The 23,151-nt window shown below is 46.0% G+C and carries 17 protein-coding genes; 10 read left to right on the forward strand and 7 right to left on the reverse strand.

What is annotated here, in order from left to right:
* Positions 1-198: 198 nt before the first annotated feature.
* From JUB15_RS05555 to JUB15_RS05585, 7 genes are all read left to right on the forward strand, one after another.
* The gene (locus JUB15_RS05555; protein WP_207511339.1) at positions 199-1,437 is read left to right on the forward strand and encodes a M16 family metallopeptidase; all 1,239 of its coding nucleotides are present in this window, start codon (positions 199-201) and stop codon (positions 1,435-1,437) included.
* Positions 1,438-1,467: 30 nt separating this feature from the next.
* Positions 1,468-2,757: a M16 family metallopeptidase gene (locus JUB15_RS05560; RefSeq protein ID WP_207511340.1), complete on the forward strand. Its 1,290-nt coding sequence runs from the start codon at positions 1,468-1,470 to the stop codon at positions 2,755-2,757.
* A 235-nt stretch (positions 2,758-2,992) separates the two neighbouring features.
* Positions 2,993-3,340 (forward strand): phage holin family protein, encoded by a 348-nt coding sequence (locus JUB15_RS05565; RefSeq protein ID WP_207511341.1) that lies wholly within the window; start codon positions 2,993-2,995, stop codon positions 3,338-3,340.
* A gap of 66 nt (positions 3,341-3,406) precedes the next feature.
* A complete protein-coding gene (locus tag JUB15_RS05570; protein WP_207511342.1) occupies positions 3,407-5,383 on the forward strand; it encodes an alpha-ketoacid dehydrogenase subunit alpha/beta in 1,977 nt (658 codons plus the stop codon).
* 101 nt (positions 5,384-5,484) lie between these two features.
* Positions 5,485-5,925 (forward strand): Uma2 family endonuclease, encoded by a 441-nt coding sequence (locus tag JUB15_RS05575; protein WP_207511343.1) that lies wholly within the window; start codon positions 5,485-5,487, stop codon positions 5,923-5,925.
* Positions 5,926-5,974: 49 nt separating this feature from the next.
* On the forward strand, positions 5,975-8,050 hold the full coding sequence (locus JUB15_RS05580) for a carboxy terminal-processing peptidase (RefSeq protein WP_207511344.1): 2,076 nt from the start codon (positions 5,975-5,977) through the stop codon (positions 8,048-8,050).
* 33 nt (positions 8,051-8,083) lie between these two features.
* Positions 8,084-9,133: an LIC11966 family surface protein gene (locus JUB15_RS05585; RefSeq protein ID WP_207511345.1), complete on the forward strand. Its 1,050-nt coding sequence runs from the start codon at positions 8,084-8,086 to the stop codon at positions 9,131-9,133.
* Positions 9,134-9,239: 106 nt separating this feature from the next.
* On the opposite strand, the gene JUB15_RS05590 is transcribed toward JUB15_RS05585, so the two are convergent.
* Positions 9,240-11,423: a penicillin acylase family protein gene (locus JUB15_RS05590; RefSeq protein WP_207511346.1), complete on the reverse strand. Its 2,184-nt coding sequence runs from the start codon at positions 11,421-11,423 to the stop codon at positions 9,240-9,242.
* 250 nt (positions 11,424-11,673) lie between these two features.
* On the reverse strand, positions 11,674-13,251 hold the full coding sequence (locus JUB15_RS05595; RefSeq protein ID WP_207511347.1) for an N-acyl-D-amino-acid deacylase family protein: 1,578 nt from the start codon (positions 13,249-13,251) through the stop codon (positions 11,674-11,676).
* Between the two features lie 240 nt (positions 13,252-13,491).
* Here JUB15_RS05595 and JUB15_RS05600 point away from each other — a divergent pair, with 240 nt between their 5' ends.
* The gene (locus tag JUB15_RS05600; protein ID WP_207511348.1) at positions 13,492-13,782 is read left to right on the forward strand and encodes a hypothetical protein; all 291 of its coding nucleotides are present in this window, start codon (positions 13,492-13,494) and stop codon (positions 13,780-13,782) included.
* A 202-nt stretch (positions 13,783-13,984) separates the two neighbouring features.
* Here JUB15_RS05600 and JUB15_RS05605 read toward each other — a convergent pair whose 3' ends face one another.
* The 5 genes from JUB15_RS05605 to purN all read right to left on the reverse strand — a co-directional run bounded on the left by JUB15_RS05605 (position 13,985) and on the right by purN (position 18,249).
* Entirely contained in the window at positions 13,985-14,173 is a 189-nt protein-coding gene (locus JUB15_RS05605; protein ID WP_207511349.1) for a CsbD family protein, read from the reverse strand.
* 39 nt (positions 14,174-14,212) lie between these two features.
* Positions 14,213-14,758 (reverse strand): DUF8685 domain-containing protein, encoded by a 546-nt coding sequence (locus JUB15_RS05610; RefSeq protein ID WP_207511350.1) that lies wholly within the window; start codon positions 14,756-14,758, stop codon positions 14,213-14,215.
* 208 nt (positions 14,759-14,966) lie between these two features.
* Positions 14,967-16,289, reverse strand: coding sequence for a serine hydrolase domain-containing protein (locus JUB15_RS05615; RefSeq protein WP_207511351.1), 1,323 nt, complete (start codon positions 16,287-16,289; stop codon positions 14,967-14,969).
* A 205-nt stretch (positions 16,290-16,494) separates the two neighbouring features.
* Positions 16,495-17,253, reverse strand: coding sequence for a carboxypeptidase-like regulatory domain-containing protein (locus JUB15_RS05620; protein WP_255539600.1), 759 nt, complete (start codon positions 17,251-17,253; stop codon positions 16,495-16,497).
* Positions 17,254-17,319: 66 nt separating this feature from the next.
* Positions 17,320-18,249, reverse strand: coding sequence for a phosphoribosylglycinamide formyltransferase (purN, locus tag JUB15_RS28385; protein ID WP_242696214.1), 930 nt, complete (start codon positions 18,247-18,249; stop codon positions 17,320-17,322).
* Between the two features lie 254 nt (positions 18,250-18,503).
* On the opposite strand from purN, the gene JUB15_RS05630 reads away from it, so the two are divergent.
* Together JUB15_RS05630 and JUB15_RS05635 are read left to right on the forward strand one after the other, a co-directional pair.
* Positions 18,504-19,787: a c-type cytochrome gene (locus JUB15_RS05630; protein WP_207511353.1), complete on the forward strand. Its 1,284-nt coding sequence runs from the start codon at positions 18,504-18,506 to the stop codon at positions 19,785-19,787.
* 158 nt (positions 19,788-19,945) lie between these two features.
* Entirely contained in the window at positions 19,946-23,122 is a 3,177-nt protein-coding gene (locus tag JUB15_RS05635; protein WP_207511354.1) for a TAT-variant-translocated molybdopterin oxidoreductase, read from the forward strand.
* The last annotated feature ends 29 nt before the right edge of the window (positions 23,123-23,151 follow it).

Genomic DNA, 23,151 nt, shown 5'->3' on the forward strand with positions numbered 1-23,151 from the left:
TTAATTTGTAGCCAGAGGCAGGCAGACCTGTAAGGTGCGCCATCTGAGTTTGCTTTTACAGTTTGTTAAAGCGCTCCTCACAGGCCGGATTTAATCTGGAGATGTGGACCTGTCAGGTGGACTTTAACCTAATGACTATTGAAGCCCTCTACCGTCCACCTTACAGGTCTGGCCTAATTTTAAAAGCAAAAACGGAATATGATACAATTTGAAAAATTCACGCTTTCGAATGGGTTACGGGTTATAGTACATGAAGATCATTCTACTCCGATGGCAGTTTTAAATGTGATGTACGATGTGGGTGCTAAAGATGAGGATCCAAATAAAACGGGCTTTGCCCACCTGTTCGAGCACCTGATGTTCGGTGGCTCGGGAAATATCGACGATTTTGAAACGCCCCTGCAAATGGCGGGTGGCGAAAACAATGCCTACACCAGCAACGATGTAACCAACTATTATATTCAGCTGCCGGCTGAAAACCTGGAAACAGCATTCTGGCTGGAAAGCGACCGCATGTTGTCGCTGGCGTTCAGTGAAAAAAGCCTGGAAGTGCAGCGCAAGGTGGTTATTGAAGAGTTTAAAGAGCACTATATTAACAAGCCCTACGGTGATGTATGGTTTAAGTTGCGGGAAATGGCATACAAGCAGCATCCTTACCGCTGGATGACCATCGGAAAAGAATTATCGCATATTGAAAATGCCAGCCTGCAGGATGTTAAGAATTTCTTTTTCAAACATTATCGCCCGGTAAATGCCATTTTGGTAGTGGCCGGCCACGTAAAAGGCGAACAGGTACGGCAACTGGCTGAAAAATGGTTTGGCGATATTCCTGCCGGTGATAAATACATTCGTCAGATCCCCGATGAACCGGCACAAAAAGAAGCGCGCGTTATGGAAGTAAAAGCCAATGTGCCGCTCGATGCCATTTATAAAGTATGGCATATGGATAACCGCCTCGATCATGGGTATTATGTAGCCGATCTCATAACTGAAGTGTTAGGCGGAGGTGGTTCTTCCCGCCTTTACCAGCGCCTGGTAAAAGAAAAACAGCTGTTCAGCCAGATAGAATGCTACCATTTCGGAACGGTTGATAAAGGCCTGCTGGCTGTTGAAGGAAAGCTGGTAAAAGGTGTAAAGATGGAAGACGCCGAAAACGCCATAAACGAAGAAATTGAAAAACTGAAACAAGGCGGCATCACCGAAAAAGAGCTTACCAAAATAAAGAACAAAACCGAAGCAACCCTCGCCTTTGAAGATATGAGTGTGCTTACCAGGGCCAATAACCTGGCTTTTTATGAACTGTTGGGCGATGTGAACCTGTTCAATGCCGACAGGGATAAATATTTTTCGGTAACCGGTGATGATATTTTGAAATACAGCCAGAAGATTTTCGATCCGAACAACAGCAGTACACTGAAATACTATAGTGAGAATTAATTGAAGATTAAAAGACGACTAAAAAGAATTATGCTTAATAGAACTATCGCTCCAAAAATAATAGATCCGGTTGCATTCGATATACATTTACCGGCCTGCAAAAAACATACGCTCACGAATGGTGTTGAAGTGTATGCCCTTGACCTGGGTAATGAAGATACGTTAATGGTGAACTGGGTTTTTTATGCCGGTAACTGGTGGGAAAAGAAAAAGGCAGTGGCTGCCGCTACCAATTTCTTAATTAAAAACGGCACCAGTAAGCGCAATGCTTTTGAAATAAACGAACATTTTGAGTATTACGGCGCTTACCTTAACCGCACCTGTTATAATGAAACAGCAGAGCTTACCCTGCACACGTTAGGAAAACATATCAATGAGCTGTTGCCTGTGGTGGCGGAACTGGTGCAGGACTCGGTGTTTCCGCAGGAAGAAATGAACATTTATGTGCAGAACGCGCAGCAGCGGTTAAAAGTAAACCTGCAGAAATGCGAGTTTGTGGCCGGCCGCCTCATCGATGCTTATTTGTTTGGCGAAAATCACCCCTACGGCAGGTATATGCAACTCGACGATTATGCAGCCGTACAGCGCGAAGATGCGGTGGATTTCTATAACAATTATTACAAACAGGGCCGCTGTGTCATTTTCGTGGCCGGAAAACTGCCTAAAGATATTATTGAAACGCTGGAAAAGCATTTTGGCAACCTGCCGTTGAAACCGCGTTCCACGAGTTTTGCCGCAACTGTACAGCATCCCATACAACCGGCTGCACAGAAAAAACATGAAATCCTGAACGATCCCAATGGGGTGCAAAGCGCTATTCGCATTGCCCGGCCTTTCCCCAACCGCCAGCATCCCGATTTTCAAAAAGTACTGGTGCTGAACAATGTGCTTGGCGGCTTTTTTGGTTCCCGCCTGATGGGGAATATCCGCGAGGAAAAAGGATATACGTATGGTATTTACAGTTACCTGTTGAATTTTACCAGCGAAAGCGGCTGGATGGTGAGCACCGAAGCAGGGCGCGATGTCACAGCAGATACTGTGAAGGAAATCTATTATGAAATGGAGCAGCTGCGCGAGGAGTTGATAGACGACGAAGAACTGATGATGACGCGCAATTCGATGATCGGCAGCATCCTGGGCGATCTGGATGGGCCATTCCAGGTTATCGGACGCTGGAAAAATATGATCCTCAACAATGTAGAGGAAGGCTATTTTGAGCGCGGACTGCAGATCATTAAGAACATAACGGCCAAAGAGCTGCAGGAGCTGGCGAATAAGTATTTGGTGAAGGAGGATTTTTATGAGTTAGTAGTAATCTAGGTGATAATGCCTTAAGACAGATATTTCGAGATTTCGGGATTTTGAGATTGTGTGATTTGTCGGAATGGTTGAATCTGAGCAAATCTCAAAATCTCTGAACCTGCCTGCCGGCCTTGCTCCGCCGAAGCTTCGCGAAGGTGCAGCAGGCAGGCCTCTAAATCAGAAATTGTCATAGTTCCTTTGCGCAGCATCATTTTATCCACCGCACCTGATTTATCACAAAATCTCTATTCTGATGAATTTTCTCATGCGTATCATTGTCACCTCCATTGTTGCATTTGGATTGTCGTATATTTTAAGTGGGGTGCAAATTGATGCGTTCACAACCGCCATCGTACTGGCGATCGTACTGGCCATCTTGAATGCCATTGTTAAGCCTATACTTATTTTGATCACCTTTCCTATTACGGTTGTCACGTTAGGGCTTTTTCTATTTGTGATCAATGCCCTCATTATCTTACTGGCCGATAAGTTCATCAAGGGCTTTCACGTTGACGGGTTCTGGTGGGCGCTGTTCTTCAGCCTGCTGCTGTCGATTGTTACCTCGCTGTTATATAAAGAAAAAAGGGATGAAAAAGAATAGACGCCGCCCTCCACGGATATTCGATTTGCGTTAACTTCATGGTACACTATTTTATTACCGTATTGTATGCACTTCGATAGCAAAGATTTGACGCACGACCAACTGGTTCATTTTTACAGGAGCCTGTTATTGCCCCGGATGATCGAAGAAAAAATGCTCGTGTTACTGCGGCAGGGAAAAATTTCAAAATGGTTTAGCGGAATAGGACAGGAAGCCATTGCCGTGGGCGTTACCCAGGCCCTGGATGAAGACGAGTGGATACTGCCCCTGCATCGGAACCTGGGTGTGTTTACCAGCCGGCATATGCCGCTGCATAAGCTGCTAATGCAATGGCAGGGCAATCAGAGCGGTTATAGTAAAGGGCGTGAACGCAGCTTTCACTTTGGCAATGCACAGCATCATATATGTGGCATGATCTCACACCTTGGTCCGCAGTTAGGGATTGCAGATGGTATAGCCCTCGCGCATAAACTACGCAAGGAAAATAAAGTAGTGGTTGTGTTTACCGGCGAAGGCGGCACCAGTGAAGGCGATTTTCACGAAGCCGTGAATGTGGCCGCCGTATGGGACCTGCCTGTGATCTTTGTAATAGAAAATAACGGCTATGCGCTCAGCACACCGGTGCATGAGCAATACCGTTGTGAGGCGCTGGTTGAAAAAGCGCGCGGTTACGGCATTGACGGCGTAAAGATCGACGGTAATAATATCCTCAGCGTGTATGATACTATTAAGGGAGTAAAAAAATACTGCCTCGAAAACCACCGGCCGTACCTGGTTGAGTGTGCTACCTTTCGCATGCGTGGCCATGAAGAAGCCAGCGGCACCAAATACGTTCCCCAATATTTATTTGAAGTATGGGAGATGAAAGATCCCATCAAAAATTTTGAAAAGTTCCTGCTATCGAAACATGTACTTAGCCAGGAGGTGATGGATAGCATTCACCAGGATTTAAAAGATTATATTGATGTTGAGTGCACCATAGGGTTTAATGCCAAACCGATGATGGTTGATACAGGCAGGGAGTTGCAGGATGTATATGCACCGTCTGGCGTAGCGGTTCAAGAGCCGGTAGGTTCTGTTTCCAACCATCGCTTTATTGATGCTATTAAAGACGGCTTGCGGCAGAGCATGCAGCGCCATGACGACCTCATCCTGATGGGGCAGGACATAGCCGAATACGGTGGCGTATTCAAGATCACCGAAGGTTTTTTAGATGAATTTGGTAAAGAGCGGGTGCGCAACACGCCCCTGTGCGAAAGCGCGATCATCGGCGCTTCGCTGGGCCTGAGCCTGCAGGGGTTCAGAAGCATGATAGAAATGCAGTTTGCCGATTTTGTAACAATGGGTTTCACGCAAATTGTTAATAACCTGGCAAAGATCCATTACCGTTGGGGGCAGCCGGCCAATGTGGTCATACGAATGCCATGCGGCGCGGGGGTAGGGGCAGGGCCTTTCCATTCCCAAACCAATGAAGCCTGGTTTGTGCATACGCCGGGGTTAAAGGTGGTGTATCCATCAACGCCGGCCGATGCCAAAGGGCTGTTGATAGCGGCGATCAATGATCCTAATCCGGTGTTGTTCTTTGAGCATAAGGCCTTGTACCGAAGTGTGAGCGGAGATGTGCCTGACGGGTATTATGAAACGGAGATCGGCAAAGCGAGGCATGTACGTTCGGGTGACGATATCAGTATTATCACGTATGGACAGGGGGTAATTTGGGCAGAAGAATATGCCGCTGCGCATCCTGAAATTTCGATAGACATTTTGGACCTGCGAACTTTGTTGCCGCTCGATTATGAAGCCATCAGGGCTGCGGTAAGCCGAACCGGCCGGGTGCTGGTACTACATGAGGATACGTTGACGGGCGGCATTGGCGGTGAGGTTGCTGCCTGGATAGGGGAACATTGTTTTGAGTTGCTCGATGCGCCGGTAGTACGCTGCGCTTCCCTCGATACGCCTGTTCCGTTCAACCTGGAGCTGGAAAACAATTTCCTGGCGAAGTCGCGGTTGCCGGAAGCGGTGAAAAGGTTGCTAAGGTATTAATAACAAATGGCTTGTATTGCCTTAATTATCAATGGGCTGTAGGGCGGTGAGGCATTTAGGATTCATGCCGAAATTTGTATCTTTATGAAAATTAGAAATACGTGAGTGACGCAGCTACTATATTGCCACATTATACTTATGATGATTGGATACATTGGGAAGGGAAGTGGGAGTTGATCAGAGGAATTGCAATTGCAATGAGCCCGGCCCCTGTGCCGAAACACCAAAGGATATCATCGAGTTTATCGAGAGTCTTCGGTGTGCCTTTGAGGGCTTGTAATAAATGTACAGATTACCAACCTTTAGATTACCGGGTAGCCGATGATATAATTTTGCAACCGGATTTTCTGATTGTTTGTGGCGAAATCACTAAACCGTATCTTGATTTTCCACCAGCCCTTATAGTTGAAATATTGTTACCAGCTACTGCCTTAAAAGACCGGCATACAAAATATGGAATCTATCAAAAGCAGGGCATCAAATTGCACGAGTTTTTCTTTCCGGAATGCACAGCACGCGTTGATTTTAAAGAGATCTGGTAACCGGTAACCCGAAATCACCCTGCCGAAAATAATAACCCTGGTTAGTAATATGCGTTTATTAGCAACTCTGATCCTTGTAGCGTTCAGTTGTAATATTCTTAAAGCACAACCGCTTCAAAAAACGGTTACCGATGCCTACCTGGTTAGCCGGATGGTGGAAAAGTTTCATATTCAGCCCCGCCCATTGGATGATGAAAGATCAGATGCCATTTTTCGCGACCTGATGCAGTCTTTAGACGAACAACGTATATTCTTTACGCAGGATGATGTGAAGAAACTATCTGCTTACCGGCTGCAGCTCGACGATGAGATCAAAAACAAAAGATCGAACTTTCTTCACCTACTGATCACCACGTACAAACAGCGGCTCTTACAGGCAGATACCATGTTGGATAATATTTGTAAAAAGCCGTTCAACTTCTCCCTCAAAGAAAAATATACAGTAGCAGAAGACACGACCTGCCCGGCGGATGTGCCGGCGATGCATGCAAAAATGCAGAAGCTGTTGAAGCTTACAGTACTGGCAGGTTTACTCGAATACGCTGAACTGACCGACCCGGCTAAACTGCCATCAAAAAAAACAATAGACAGCCTGGAACCCGCTTTAAGAAAAAAAGCAGGAACAACAATTAAACGGTCGGTAAAAAGAGTGTTGCAAAGCCCGCAAGGGGTGGAATTTATCATAGGCAATTTATACTGCCAGGCCCTGGCAGCTACTTACGACCCGCATACCGCATATTTCTCTGCCGACGCCAAAGAGAATTTTGAAAGCCAGCTGGGCAAGAAGCCATTGGAATTTGGAGTAACGTTTAGCGAAGACGAAGACGGTCATGCACAGATCGATTACCTGAAGCCCGGCAGTTCAGCCTATCAAAGCGGCCGGTTAAATAAAGGCGACAAAATACAATCCATCCAATGGGAGCAAAAAGAACCGATTGATGTAGCGGATGCCGGGGTAGAAGAAGTAGAGCAGGCGCTGGCGGCAACGGGCGGTAGCACGGTAAACATCACCGTTAAGAAAGCAGATGGAACCGTTCGCCAGGTAGCATTGCATAAAGAACGTTTAGATAAAGAGGAAGAAGAAGAGGAGGAAGAGAAAGTAAAAAGTTTTATGCTGCAGGGCGACCGTAAAATAGGGTTTATTTCCCTGCCCGCCTTTTATTCAGATTGGGAAGGTACACTGGGGATAAACGGATGTGCCAATGATGTGGCCAGGGAGATCATCAAGTTGAAGAAAGAAAATATTGAAGGACTGATTATTGACCTGCGATACAATGGCGGGGGATCTTTACAGGAAGCCATTGAATTGTCGGGGATATTTATAGATGCAGGTCCGGTTGCGCAGTTAAAGACCAAAGCCCCTAAAGCGCATACTTTAAAAGACGGTGTGCTGGGAACCATTTACGATGGGCCATTGGTTCTGCTGGTGAACGGATTCAGCGCTTCGGCTTCCGAAATGGTGGCTGCTGTTATGCAGGATTATAACCGGGCTCTCATCGTAGGTTCACCAACCTATGGCAAAGCCACTTCCCAAATCGTATTACCCATTGATACCACCATTGATCTGCAAACGTACAATGGAAAAAGCACAGCGGCCAGTTATATAAAATTAACCACGTCGAAACTGTTTCGGGTAAACGGAACAACTGCGCAGGCACAGGGCGTGAAGCCCGATATCAGTTTGCCCGATCTCACGGATGCAGCGCCTGAAAGAGAGGCCGATGAAAAATATGTGTTGCCGGCATCTGTAATAGAGCCTAACAAATATTATAAACCTTTGCCAGCATTGCCCGTAGCTGCGGCAGCAGCTGTGGCAAAAAAAGAAATGGCTGAGTCGGCTTACTTTAATTATGTTAACCGGTACATCGAGCAATCAAAAGCAGCAAAAGAGAAAAAAGATCTTTCCCTGTCAATAGAGGAAGCCTGGCAAAAAAGGCGAGAGAAAGAACAAAAAGCAGCAGCGCTGCAGGAGCCCGATGCGCAGAAGCCGATTTACAAGGTAATTCCTACGGGGCAAAAGCAACGCGCGCATGATAGTGAGTTAGACGAAGAATGGACAGAAGACCTGTTAACAGATGCATATGTAAAAGTAGCCTTTCAGGTACTTGCCACTATGAAAAAGTAGTCAGTAACCAACAACCCTTAATACAACTTAGCTATGAAAAAAAATGTACGCCGCTTTGTTCTTCTGCTTGTTTCTGTTATAAGTCTTGAATCAACGCAGGGGCAGGCCATTGAGCAGCCTGGCGAGTATATGACTGCTGTTAATAATGCCCGCGGTGGTATGGATGCCAAGTATATGCAATACCTGAGTGCAGCAGCGCATGGCCGCCGGGCACGGAAGGTAGAAAAATTGCGCGGCGAAGTGCTGGAAACTATCAATCAATGCAAATACAAAGCGACCGATCTGCCCAAATATAAAGGCGATAATACCTTACGCCAGGGAGCAATTGATTACATGACCTTATGTTACCGGGTATTCAATGAAGATTATAAGAAGATCGTTGATATGGAAGAGGTAGCCGAACAATCATACGATGCCATGTCAGCTTATTTATTGTTGCAGGAGAAGGTATCGGAAAAACTAGCCGAAGCTTCTGCCAAAATGCATAAAACAGCTATGGATTTTGCGGCGAAGTACCATGTACAAATCGATAGCACTAAAGATGCGCTTGATAACAAACTGGAGATAGCAGGCAAGTTGAACGATTATGTAAATGAAGTGTTCCTTATTTTCTTCAAATGCAACTGGCAGGATAACCTGATGGTCGCTGCCATGAACAATAAAAAAGTGAATGATGTAGAGCAGGCGCGCAGCGCTTTGTTGCGCTTTGCCAATGAAGGTTTGAAAGGCCTTGATACCCTTAAGACATTTAACAATGATCCCAGTTTGGCCAATACCTGCCGGGAAGTATTGAAGTATTACAAGAAAATGGCTGAGACCGATGTGCCCAGGCTCACTGATTTTTATTTGAAGGAAGAGAACTTCAATAAAGCAAAGAAGTCATTTGAATCAAAACCGGCCGGTAGCCGTACGCAGCAGGACGTTGATGCATACAACAAAGCGGTTAATGAATACAATGATGGCATCAATGCCTTCAACAAAACCAATAATGCGGTGAACAAAGAGCGTACGCAGATGATGAACAGCTGGGAAAATGCCCAGAAGAAGTTCCAGGATACGCATATGCCGTATTATAAGAAGTAGGGATGTTTGCGGTTGTAAGAAACGCATTTACTTAAGTCGGGTCTACGTTTTCTTAGGAATGTGATGTAAGAAGTAGGAAGTAAGAAGTTTGAGGAATTTTTGCTTCCTACTCCCCCGGATGATACTTCCTCTCCATATTTTTCATCACATCTTCCTTATAAAACAGCACCTCCTTGAATATCCCCTTTGTATACATTTCTGCCTGATCACTAAAATGCTTTGAAGCGGGATCGCCACTTACACCGCCGGTTAATAGTGACTTTGCTTTTATTTTCTTACCAAATTCAACGGCGCACACAAAACTGTTGCCATTGTAGCCATATCGCATCTTATGGCCGGCATTGTAACGGCTTACAAACGATGGCAAGCATCCCCAGGTAGATGCCGCCATGCCAACAGGCAAACTCGGTTTGCTATCGTCATAGGTTTCCTGCAGCCTGCCGGTCAACCGTTGATACCGGTTGATACTTCCCCAGCTCGTTTTCCAGGTGCCGTATTTGCCATTCAATTCATATACTACCGTCAACAAGGTGCCGGCTAATTCAGCGGCTGAAGCCGAAGTCGCATACGTATGTACCCGCGTTACCAGATCAACTTCCTTCCCGTTTACCCGCACGGCATTTATCAGTGGCATTAATTGCTGCATCCACCCAATGGCTAATGTGGTGGCCATGGAATTGACGCCTGCCTTCAGGTCCCAGGCCTTCAGCACACGGATGGGCTCTGCCAGCTTTATATAAACAGAATCGGTTTTTGTGAGGTTCTTTTCATAGCCGTTTATCAATGCCGGTATCAACTCTTCAAAAGCCGCCAGCGTGGTATTATATCCGGTGGCGATCATGGAATCGATCGTGAACCTTTTTGCTTTTTCCAGCAGGCGGGCCGCTGTTATTCCCCGGAAATTTTCCGGCTCCGGGGCCATGTAGGCGGGATAATTCTCTTTTTTCGGACTACTACTGCCCGATGCTGTAAAGGGAGTGGAATTACAGTTCTGGATAAATCCACTGGCAGGATTGTACAGGTGAATGGTTTCAGCCAACTTATGGTATCCTCGCCATTGGGTCGACCGCAAACTGCCATCAACAGGTTGCGACCAGTCGAGCGTTGAATCACGGCGCGGGATAAAGTTGCCGTGCCAATAAGCAATATTTCCTTTGTCATCGGCAAATACCGTGTTATTCGACGCATTCGACAGCAACTCCATACTCTTTTTAAACGATTCAAACCCGGTGGCCTTGGTACGTTGCCACGATTGTATCAGAGCTTTCATAGACCGGTTTTTGGCCCTCACACTGAGCCATTGACCCTCCCGGCTGCCCATCACCGGACCATAATGTGTATGCCACGTGTTAAAGGTTTTGGTCTTAATACTGTCGCCCTCTTTATAATTGAGGGTAATGGGTACCTGCTTCAACCCCACCTGCCTGTACTCGTACTGATAATATAATTTACTGCCTGTGCCTTTGGCGATCTTTAATGCATACAGGTCGGCTACATCCGAGTATCCCGAGGTATGCATCCAGCCGCAATGTTCATTGAAACCCTGGTATACGAATAGCTGTCCCCACGTAACGGCGCCATAAGCGTTCAGTCCTTCTTCGCTGACCACATGTACTTCGGGCCGGAAATAAAATGTCACATGGGGGTTGATGTATAAAATGGCATTACCGGAGGCCGTACGGGCCGGCGCCAGCGCAAATCCATTCGAACCGGTAGCTTCTTCTTCCTCCGCTTTTTTAATGCGAACAGTAGTGGTTGTATCGTTGGTATAAAAGTTCTTTAATTCATCGATAGATAAGCCGCCGCTTTGAATGGCGGCAATGCTGCCATCGGTCCACATTAAATGAAACCAGGGCTCAAAGCGCTTAAGTAAGGCCGGCTTTACCGTTGGGTGTTTATATAAGTAATAATTAATGCCATCTGCAAAGGCATTCAGTAGCTTTTTTAACGAGTCGGGGCAATTAATATAATCTCTTTTAGCTCCGGCAGAATCAATCAACAGGCGCGTATACAGATCGTTGTACAGTGCTTTTTCACCGTTGATCTCGGCGCTTCTGCCCAATATGTCGATGTAATTATTTTCCACTCTTTTGAAATCATCTTCACACTGCGCATACAGTAACCCGAATACGCAGTCGGCATCGGTTTTTCCATAGATGTGCGGGATGCCCCATTTGTCGCGGATAATAGTTACCTGTTTTGCCTGTTGCTGCCAGCGGGCGATCTCTTCCCCGCTAAATGGCTGGGCCAGCAATGATATGGGAAACAGCAAAAAGAAGATCAGCTTCATGGGCTTAAAGTTACACGTTTCAGCTTACAGGTTTCAGGTTTCTTGTTTCAAGGGTGAAGCAGCATAAAAGTGTTACCGGTTACCAGTTACCGGTTTCCGGGACACTTTTGCGTACTTAACTTCTGATGGAAATCAACTGTTTCCCTGCAACGCTTCAGAGCGGGCAAGCTCTGAAACAAGTAAATGTTATCATGTAACACACCCCTGTTAACTGCGACCGGCAACTATTCCCCTTCAGGGGTTTAGGGGGCTAGGGGGTATAAGCCGGCCCATACAGCGCCACGCCACTACGTGTACCCGTGTGCTTGGTGTTCTCCACGACCAGCTGTCCATTCACCAGCACATAATGAAAACCGGTTGAATACTGATGCGGCTTATCGAAGGTGGCATGATCGCTTACGGTTTTATCATCAAAAATTACAATATCGGCTGCCATGCCTTCTCTCAGCAGGCCACGGTCTTTAAGTTGAAATTTCTGGGCTGCCAGCGAGGTCATGCGCCGGATGGCTTCTTCCAGCGTGATCACCTTCTCTTCGCGCACATACTTGCCCAGCACCCGTGCATTGGTGCCATAACCACGCGGATGCGGCATGCCTTTGCCAGGTACGGGAACGCCGGCATCGGCCCCGGTCATACAAAACGGATAGCGCATGATGTATTTCACATCTTCTTCATTCATGCTGTGGTATACCATCTGGGCGCCGCCTTTCTCCACCATATCCATAATGGTTTCGGCTTCCTGCGCGGCTTTCGACTTACGTCCCATCAGCTTATTGATCTCGGTAATGCTTTTACCGTTATAACTGCTGTCGGCCGAATAGTTGGCCACCACACAGTAACTGTAATTTTTAAATTTGTATTTGCGCAGCTGCTCCAGCATTTCTTTTTTGATCCGGGCTCTTGTAGCCGGGTCATGCAGCCGCATTTTTAAGGAATCGTTGCCACCGGCAAAGGCCCAATCAGGCAGGCGCACGCCTAAATTGGTGCTGCTTGCTGTGTAAGGGTATTGATCAATGGTCACATCCCAGCCTTCCTGCCGGGCTTGCTGAACAAGCCCCAATGTAACCGCGCTGGTGCCCCAATTGGCTTTACCGCCTATCTTAAAGTGCGAGATCTGTACGGGAATGTTGGCCGATCTTCCAATATCGATCGCTTCTTTGATGGCATCTACCGCCTTGTTTTCTTCATTACGAATATGGGAAGCATATACGCCATTGTATCTGGAAGCTGCTTTCGCCAGCCCCACTACTTCTTCGGTATTGGCGAAAGTGCCGGGAATATAAATAAGACCGGTACTGATGCCCACGGCGCCATCTTTCATGGCTTCTTCAATCATCGATTCCATTTGTTGTTGTTCCGCGGGCGTGGGCAGGCGGTTGTCGCGTTGCATTACCTGCTGACGAACGGTGTTATGGCCCATCAGCGAGGCTACATTTATGGATGGATGTAAGCTGTCGATACGACGGAAGAACTCTCGTAAATTGGACGATGAGCCGCCGCAGTTGCCCGTTATTACGGTGGTTACTCCGTCATAAATATAATTATCGGCTGTGGGCCATTGAAAGATGCCGCTTTCAATATGCCCGTGCACATCAATAAAACCGGGGGCAACGATCATCTTGTTGGCATCAATGATCTTGTGGGCAGAAAAATTGGCGAGTTTACCTACAGCTATGATCTTCCCGCTTTGTACGGCTACGTCGCCATAAAACCAGGAATTGCCTGTGCCGTCGATGATGCGGCCATTACGAATAAGTATGTCGCAGTTAGTTTGGCCAATGCAGGCGATGCCTGCCAGCAGGAATAAGGCCGTTAATAATTTTCTCATGGTCTTTTAAAATTAGGTAACCATTTTTACATTTTGTACTGCGTTTTTTTGCAGGCAGCTATGATAAAAAGCTTTTGTAACCGACTGATTTATTGTATTCAGGGCAGCTCGTAGCTATCGAACAAGCCATTCGTTCCAGGCCGGCCTGTTGACAAAATTCCACAGCATAATAACTGGTTAAACCCGCCATGGGACAGGGCTGGAATGATTATTTAATAGGTATCAGAAAGAGAAAATCTTATGAAAAGGACTAATTACTTCTTCCATATGTTGATTGCGGTGGGATTATGCGGGTTGATGTATTGTGCTGACGACGGAGCATCGAAAGACGACGGCGTATCAAAAGATGCGCAGGGCTATGACAGTACAACAGCGCATGACCAGCAAAGCTCCGATTCAGCCAGTGCCGTACATCATGTCGATCCGGCCAACGCTTATCCGCAGCCTCCGGTCACAGGGTCTAATCAGGATAGCAGCCGTACCAAAGATTCTGGTAAAAGAAGAGATACGCCGAACAGGCCAGGGTATTAAATCCCTGCACAGGCTGAGCGGAAACCCGGCATTGTAGGGTTGACGCTAAGAATTGAGAGTTTGCCACGAGGCCGGGGCCGAACAGCAGTAACGCGATTAAATTAAAAATTTTAACTGATAGGTACTTTTGGTTGGTTTTGTATCTGTACAAAAAAAAGAAGGAGCCGTAAAGCCCCTTCTTTTACTATTGTTGAATAAGTGATTAATCAAGCGATTTCAGCCATTTAACCAGATCGTCCCTTGTTTTGCCGGTTTTTTCCTGTAAACGGCCCAGCCATTCTTCATCTTTCCCTTCTTCATATTTAATATCATCATCCGTCAGATTCCCAAAGGCTTGCTTGATCTTTCCTTTCCACTTATTCCAGTTGCCTTTAATTTCTAATCTGTCCATAACTGTTTTTTTCATAACAGTTAAAATCTTGTGCCACCATTAATCTGCAGTAGCGCCTTTTTCCCCTACAAACCATTGTTCTTTATTCCTGAACAATACATTAAAGGTTGTTAATGAACCATAAATGCGGGTGATGTATTGCTGCAGGTTCACTTTATCTTCATCGCTCAATTGCTTATGCGCATTGATCTGTTGTTCAAGTACGCGCAGGCGGTCGCGCAGCATCACGATCTTGTGAAAGAATACATCGATGGGAACATCTTTTCCTTTCTGCGTTTTATCTGCTGGTTGCAATATCATAGTGCCGCCTTTCCAGCGATCGCCCAGGGGAACGATCTCCTGGAAGCCGCCCCACAGGCGCAGGATCTTTAACAGCGATCTTTCAACATCGCTGTGCGTTTCTATTTCTTCGGTAACATTTTCGGGAATGATCTCTTCCAGATGACTGTCGTTTTTATCTATCTCTTTAATGCCATGGTGAATAAAAGAGATGATGTAGGTTGCGTACCTGATACCTACTATAACGCCGGGGCCATGTTGCCGGTGTTGTAAACGGGTTCCAATGCCGAGGTTCAATTGATCCATAACATACATTTTCAACCTGAAATATACAATGAGTTTTTCATTAATATATTTATCGTGTACCTAAAGTATGTCACTTATTTACGCTAAAATGCGTAAGGTGTAAACGCTACAAGATCTGAACAGTGATGGCCACCCACTTTACAGTACGGGTAGCCGTAGTAAATGGTCAATTAGCACGATCACTGTAGCAGCAGTAAGGTTTATGATATTAATAATTCATAGCCTGGTAAACCAGTACTTTGTACAGGTTGCTGAGTTTGCCCCAGCTGGTGGGCCATATATTGCGGTAAAGTAACCCGATGAGTTTTTCTTTCGGATCAACCCAATAAGTGGTGGCAAACATGCCGCCCCATTCAAAAGTGCCTTCCTGGGTGGGCAATACAGCGCTGCCTTGTTCAGTAGTAATTCCAAAACCCAATCCGAACTTGTTGGGTCCGCGGCTGATCTCGCCGATCTGGTTCATCGTCATCATGCGCACACTGTTATGGCTTAGCAGGCGCTTTCCATTGTATTCGCCGCCATTCAACAGCATTTGCAGGAAAATAGCATAATCATAGATGGTAGAGGATAAACCGGCTCCACCTGAATAGTAAGTGCCTTTCATGTTGGGATAATCGCGGAACATTTCATTCACCACATTTACTCTTTCTTTCATTTTTACCGGCATTTTAGTGGTACTGTCTTCGGTATACAACATGGCCAGCCTTTTTTGTTTGTCGGCCGGTAAATAAAAGTAAGTGTCTTTCATGCCCAGGGGCTCAAATATGCGTTTATGAAAGAAATCTTTCAGGCTCATGCCCGAGGCTACTTCTACCAGGTAACCCAGCACGTCGGTATTCAATCCATACGTGAATTTTTCTCCGGGTTGGTGAAAGAGCGGGAGGGTGCCAAGGATCTTCATTTTTTCGGCCAGGATGTAATTGGGCACGCCAATTCCGCCAACTACGCCAGCTTTGGCATAAAGGGCTTTGGCTTCTGCCGACCCGATCTGTGCATACCCAAGGCCGCTGGTATGGGTAAGCAGGTCGCGGATGGTGATCTCCCTTTTCGCGGGAACGGTTGTATAAGTTGTGTCGGCTCTATTGAATTTATCGATCACCTTCGGGTTTTTGAACTCGGGGATAAAATTGGAGATAGGATCATCCAGCATGAATTTTCCTTCTTCAAACAACATCATTACAGCTACGCTGGTAATGGCTTTTGTTTGGGAGGCAATGCGGAAAATGGCATCTTTCTGCAATGGCGCTTTGGTATCGATGTCGTTATAACCGAAATTTTTATAATATACGATCTTGCCGTCATGCACGATCATGGCTACGGCTCCGTTCATTCTGCCTTTGTCAACATATTCCTGTAAGGCGGTATCTATACGTGTTAACCGCTTTGAAGAAAATCCACCGGCTTCGGGGGTGGCTGCCATACTAAGTACCGGGTGGCGCGAATAAATAACGGCATCTGAATGATTCGACTGGCAAAAACTGACTGTAATACTAAACAGGATAACTGAAATTGTGCTGGCGAGCTTTCTCATGATTGCATGAAATATTTGGTATGGAAGATAGTACTATAATCGAAAAAAAATCAACGTAGGGAAAAGTTACCGGTTACAAATTCCTGTCGCTTTATAACAGTTACATGCTCCCGGCTGCGGGTTACAGGTAAATACAGTTGATTACCATTAGCCGTTAATTACGAAAAAAGGGTTCCGGAAACGGGTGACAGTAACTGGCAACTGGTTATTCATTTTGTTTTTGAAGCTCACCCATGATCTGTTTCAACCGGGTGTACTTCTCGAAGCACTGCTTTATGTAAGATTGAAGTTCGTAGTCGGTGGCGCTTTCGATAAATACGAGGTCGGGCCGGTAGCGTTTCATAAAGGTATCCAGTTCGGCGCCGCGCAGCCCCGTAAGCCGCACTACCAGAGGCCGGCTAAAGCGGTGATCGATGTATTTCTCTTTTTCTTCCTCGATCAGCCGGTCTCTGAATGCTGCCATTCGCCGGTTCTTGCGGAAGTTGAAAACATCAATGAGCTGGTCGAGGTCAACGCCCACGGCTGCGTTTTGGGTCGTAGGTGTTACAATGCCCAGGCCGGGTTTTTTATAATTGAACGCTTTGGCGTATTCTTCGCGGTTGGCAATAGAATCCAGATGGTAGTTCCGTTGCTTTACCATAATGGGCTTTAATTCAGTAACATTTACATGCAGGGAAATTTCGAAGTTCTGCTGGTTGGGTATAGATGCTACCGGGTATTTCGGCGTGCCTTTGCCTAAATAAGAGAACCAGATAGAGTCGGTATCCCGCACATACAGGGAATACCGGCCTAATGAATCGGTGGTTGTTCCGGTGCCGCCCGTGCTCATTACACTCACCGATACCAACGGGATCTGCTGGGTCATGTCAAATACTTTTCCTTTAACCTGAATTTGTACCTGACAAAGGCCTGCAAGCGAACCGAAGACCAGTAAAATTAAAAGTATGTACCCTTTTAGGATCAAGCTGGTGTAATTAAGATTGTGATATTACTGCAAGAAAATGACATAAACATAAACCGGCCAATTTATTTAACGGCGATTTTGCAGTTCACGGATCACTTTTTCAACAATGAGGGGATAATGCTCGTGTTCCAGTGCGTGAATTTTTTGCGCCAGGCTGTCGGCATTGTCTTTTTCATCGATAACGCAGCGTGCCTGGAAGATCAGTTTCCCATGGTCATATAGTTCATCAACATAGTGAATGCTGATGCCACTTTCTTTTTCTTTGGCAGCGATCACTGCTTCATGAACAAAGCGGCCATACATTCCTTTGCCGCCATAATTGGGTAAAAGAGCGGGATGTATATTAATAATACGTTGGGGGAATGCCTGGATCAATGCAACAGGAACTTTCCATAAAAAACCTGCGAGTACAATAAAATCAACATTATGTTGTTTTATTTCGTCGACGTAGGCATTGCCGCGAAAGAACTGTTCCTTCTCTATTAATAAGGTAGGAATGTTTTCTTTTTCTGCGATAGTTAATACGCCAGCGCCTGGTTTGTTGCAAACAATTAATGCTATTTTAATTTGGGTATGTTGCCGGAAATAATCAATGAGCTTTTGCGCATTCGATCCTGCGCCCGATGCAAAGATGGCAACGTTAATGGTCTGCATATTATTAATATCTACGTTTAAGTTCTTATTCGGGGAGTTAGCATTATCTGTTGAACTGTTACCGATCAGTTTCATACGTTGAAGGATCTTCTTTTCATACTTCCAGAAAAAATTGAATTGTCCGAAAGGAATAGAGAAAAGAAGAATTAGTATCTGGTAACCGAAGAGAAGGATACCGATCTTAACGGCCCAGTACCAAAAAGAGGAAGCGTCAAGTTGTAACCACATAGTCGCCTGCCGGGTTAACCAGGCAGTGGTTGTGCCGGTAACAGCAAAAACACACAGTATTAAAAATAACTGTGTGCCGTTTACGTTCCACTTTTGTTTCAGTCGTTGAAACATGAACGCAAAAGTGCAGGAAAATTTTGGGGTGAAGAAAAGTCAATTTATCCATCTTGAAATTGTTAGTTGTCAGATTGACAAAAGCATGACATTTCTGACTGAACCGTTTTAACAAAGGGGGTAAAATCGGCTGAAACCCGCGCCCAGACTGCATTAAAAAAATTTTAAACAGGTTGTGATTTTGTTAATTTCCTGACTTATTTTTGCACCCAATTCGGGAAATTTTTCCACATAATTTCATCATATCCAACAATATGATTGATCATAGAGCAAACGTTAAGCGAACCCTCTTCAGTGCATTGTTCTTTTTACTATTGTCGTTCGGAAATAAGATTTTAGCCCAGGATGGTAGAGCGATTTTCCAGGATAACTGTGCTTCCTGTCATGCTGTTTTCAAAGATCTTACCGGCCCGGCATTAGGTGGAGTAACAACACGTGGCCCCTGGACTGATCGTAAGAAACTTTACGACTGGGTTCATAATCCGGCTAAGTTCATGGCTTCTGATCCCTATACCCAAGGGTTGAAGCAAAAGTTTGGCGGTGCGGTAATGACGGCCTTTCCAACATTATCAGAGAAAGAGATCGATGCCGTAATCGACTACGTAGAGAAAACATTTAAAGCAGGCCCTCCCGGTGCAGCTCAGGGCGCTCCACAGGGTGCACCTGGTACACAGAAGATAGATGACAGCGATAGTTCTATCATGTATGGTGTACTGACCCTGATCCTTGCCATCGTTGCATTGATCATGCTGCAGGTGAACAGCAATCTTAAAAAGCTGAGCGACGAAAAAGAAGGCCTTCCTTCTTACGAGCCCATTCCTTTCTATCGTAACAAATCTTACATCACTATCTTAACGCTGATCCTTTTTGTAGTGGGCGGTTATTACATAGTGAAGGGTGCAATTGGTTTAGGCCGCAGCACGAACTATCAGCCTGAACAACCTATTTACTACTCACATAAAGTACACGCAGGTCAAAACCAGATCAGCTGTTTATATTGCCACGGTGGTGCTATGGAAGGCAAACATGCCAATATTCCTTCAGTGAATGTTTGTATGAACTGTCACATGACCATCAGCGAATATTCAGGCAGTGCCGGTAAACTGTTCCGTGAAGATGGTACAGAAGTAAACGGAACTGCAGAAATTCAAAAGATCTATGCAGCTGCGGGTTGGAATCCTTCTACCAAATCATATACTGGCAAGGGCTCTGAAGTTCAGTGGGTAAAAATTCACAACCTGCCCGATCACGTATACTTCAGCCACGCTCAACACGTGAATGCCGGTAAGGTACAATGTCAAACCTGCCATGGCGATATCCAAAAAATGGATGAAGTGAAACAAATTGCCGACCTGAGCATGGGCTGGTGTATCAACTGTCACCGTACAACTAAAGTTGACTTTGGTGGCAAAGGCGAAGAAGGCAACAAGTTCTATAGCATCTATAAAAAATACCACGACGAGATCAAAGAGGGTAAGAGAGACAGTGTAACTGTAAATGATATCGGTGGATTAGAGTGTCAGAAATGTCACTATTAATGTGATGATGTGAAAATTTGAAGATGAGAACAGATCCCGATTTTCAGATTTTCAAACCCAGAACCAAATAAGTTAAAATTTGATCATGCAGGCCTTATAAAGTTCGATGCTTACATTATCAAATTATCGAATTATCAAATTTTCAAATCAAAAGATAAATGGCTAATAAAAAGTACTGGCAGAGTTTCGGAGAGCTCAATAACAGTGAGGCCTATGAAAAGTCGATTTCGAACGAATTCAAAGAAGAATTACCGTTTGAAAGTGCAGATAAAAAAGGATTGGAGACCAGTCCTGCCTCCCGTAGAGACTTTTTGAAATATCTTGGTTTTAGTACAGCGGCCGCAATTGCCGCAGCCAGTTGCGAAACTCAGGTTAGAAAGGCGATCCCTTATGTGAACAAGCCTCAGGATATGGTGCCTGGCGTTGCAGATTACTATGCTACTACCTTTGTTAGTGGCGGTGAAGCAATTCCTGTTGTTGCCAAAGTGCGCGATGGCCGTCCTATCAAATTAGAAGGTAATACCCTGTCAAATTTCAGCAAAGGTGGTTCTTCTGCCCGCATGCAGGCATCGGTGCTCGATTTATACGATACAGCCCGTTTACGTCATCCAATAGCCAATAACACGGCTACCAGTTACGAGGCCATTGACCGCGATATTAAAAGCGCGTTGGCCGGCATCGGCGGTGGTCAGCTGGTATTATTAACCTCTACCATCAATTCGCCTTCTACCAAACAGGTTATCGCAGAATTCCTAGCTAAATATCCCAACAGCAAGCACGTTCAGTTCGATGCCGTTTCTTACAGCGGTATGTTACTGGCCAACGAAGCTACTTTTGGAAAACGTGCTATCCCTTCTTACAATTTCGAAAATGCACAAACTATAGTGAGCCTTGGTGCTGACTTCCTGTGTACCTGGTTGAGCCCTGTTGAATTCCAGCATGGCTACAGCAAAACCCGTAAGGTTACCGAGAAGAAGTTAGACATGAGCAAACACTACCAGTTCGAAAGCATGATGAGCACAACCGGTGCTTCTGCCGACGAGCGTTTTGTTCACCGTCCTTCAGAAGCTGGTATCGTAGCAGCTGCTTTATTAAGCGCTGTGAACGGCCAGGGTGCAGCAGGCGTAACTGGTAAACTGAAAGCAGGCATTGAAAAAGCGGCTAAAGACCTGGTTGCCAACAAAGGCAAAGCCCTCGTAATAAGCGGCAGCAACAATACCCAGGTGCAGATCATTGTAAACGCCATCAACGACGCCATCGGTGCTTATGGTTCAACCATCAGCTGGGCTGCTCCCATCCTGATGCACCAGGGTATTGATAGCGAAATGGTATCCCTGGTTCAGGATATGGAAGCTGGCCGCGTAGGAGCCCTGTTGATCTATGGCGCCAATCCTGCTTACGAATATTTTGACGCAGAACGTTTCAAAAAAGGGTTGAAAGGCGTTAAACTGTCTGTTTCTTTCAACGACAGGAGAGACGAAACAACTCAATTGTGTAAATATGTATTGCCGGCTCCTCACTTCCTCGAAAGCTGGGGTGATGCTGAACCCAAAGCCGGTTATGTAAGCCTTATCCAGCCCACCATCAATCCGCTGTTCGATTCAAGACCTTTTGAGCAGTCATTGCTGAACTGGGCAGGTAACACCAACCGCTGGGACATTTACCTCAAGAACTTCTGGATCGCCAAATTAGGCAGCCAGGACACTTTCAATAAAGCATTGCAGGACGGTGTAATTGAAACAACCGCTGCTGATGCCGGTGGCGCCGCCTTCAATGGTGCTGCCGTAGCGCAGGCTATTGCTGCAGCCAACACCATGAAGAAGAACAGTGAGTATGAAGTGGTGATCTACCAGAAAGTAGGTGTTGGTTCCGGTAAACAGGCAAACAACCCCTGGTTGCTCGAAATGCCTGATCCAATCACCCGCGTAAGCTGGGATAACTACGCTGTTATTTCTCCTGTACTGGCCAAGAAAATGTTTGAGATCGATCTGGCCGACAGAGGATCTGCCGACCGCTACGAGGTTACTGTTGATAAACCTCTTATCAGAGTAAAAGTTCGCGGCCAGCAGGTTGAACTGCCAATCATTATTATCCCCGGTACACAGGAAAACACCATCGCTATAGCCGTAGGTTATGGCCGCGACAAAGGTGTTGGCCGCGCTGTAGTAGCAGCCGACGGCGGTGTTTTGGGTAAAAATGCCTATCCTTTACTCAGCTTTAACGGTTCTACTTTTGAATGGACCGGCCAGGCTGATGCAAGCAAAGCCGGCGGCACTTATAAAATTGCCCAGGCGCAAACCCATAACAGCTACGAAGGTCGTCATGGTGTTATCCGTGAAGTTACCCTCCATGAATATCAGAAAGAGCCTGCGATCATCCGCAACGAAAGAGCAGCTGAACTGAAGAATTACGGCGGTCTTGAGAAATTCGAAAAAGACGGCACCCTGTATCCCGTGTACGAACGTCCGGGTATTAAATGGGGCATGAGCATCGACCTCAACAGCTGTTTTGGTTGTGGTGCCTGTGTGGTAGCCTGTCACATCGAAAACAACGTACCGATCGTTGGTAAACACGAAGTAATGCGTTATCACGATATGCACTGGTTGCGCATCGACCGTTACTTCAGTGGCAACCCCGATGATGCGGAAAGCATTCAAACAGTGTTTCAGCCAATGCTGTGCCAACATTGCGACAACGCTCCGTGCGAAAACGTATGTCCGGTGGCCGCAACGCACCACAGCAGCGAAGGTTTGAACATGATGGCTTACAACCGCTGTATCGGTACCCGTTATTGCGCTAATAACTGTCCTTATAAAGTACGTCGTTTCAACTGGGCCGATTATACCGGCGCCGACAGCTTCCCGAACAACCAACAACCGCTGGTTGACGAAGGTAATCTGGACGATGTAGTGCTGATGATGAACGACGATCTTACCCGCATGGTACTGAACCCGGATGTTACGGTTCGCAGCCGCGGTGTAATGGAAAAATGTTCATTCTGCGTACAAAGAGCACAGGCTGGTAAGCTGGAAGCTAAAAAAGCAAACCGTCCATTACAGGATAGCGATTTCCAAACTGCCTGTCAGCAAGCTTGTTCTGCCGATGCTATCGTATTCGGTAATGTGAACAATACTGATAGTGCCATTTTCAAAACACGCAAAGAGAACGATAACCGTATTTACCACGCGCTGGAGGACATTCACACTATGCCGAATGTGAACTACCTGGCGAAAGTGAGAAATGCGAGCGGCATCAGTAACGAAGGTGTACTGGGAACCAGTGTCAGCGGTTCAACACACACACCAGCTGTTGAGCATGGCGCAGAACATAAGTAAGTTATAGGTTAAACAAGAGTTTGAAAGGT

The sequence above is a fragment of the Longitalea luteola genome (assembly GCF_017356035.1).
Classification (GTDB): domain Bacteria; phylum Bacteroidota; class Bacteroidia; order Chitinophagales; family Chitinophagaceae; genus Niastella; species Niastella luteola.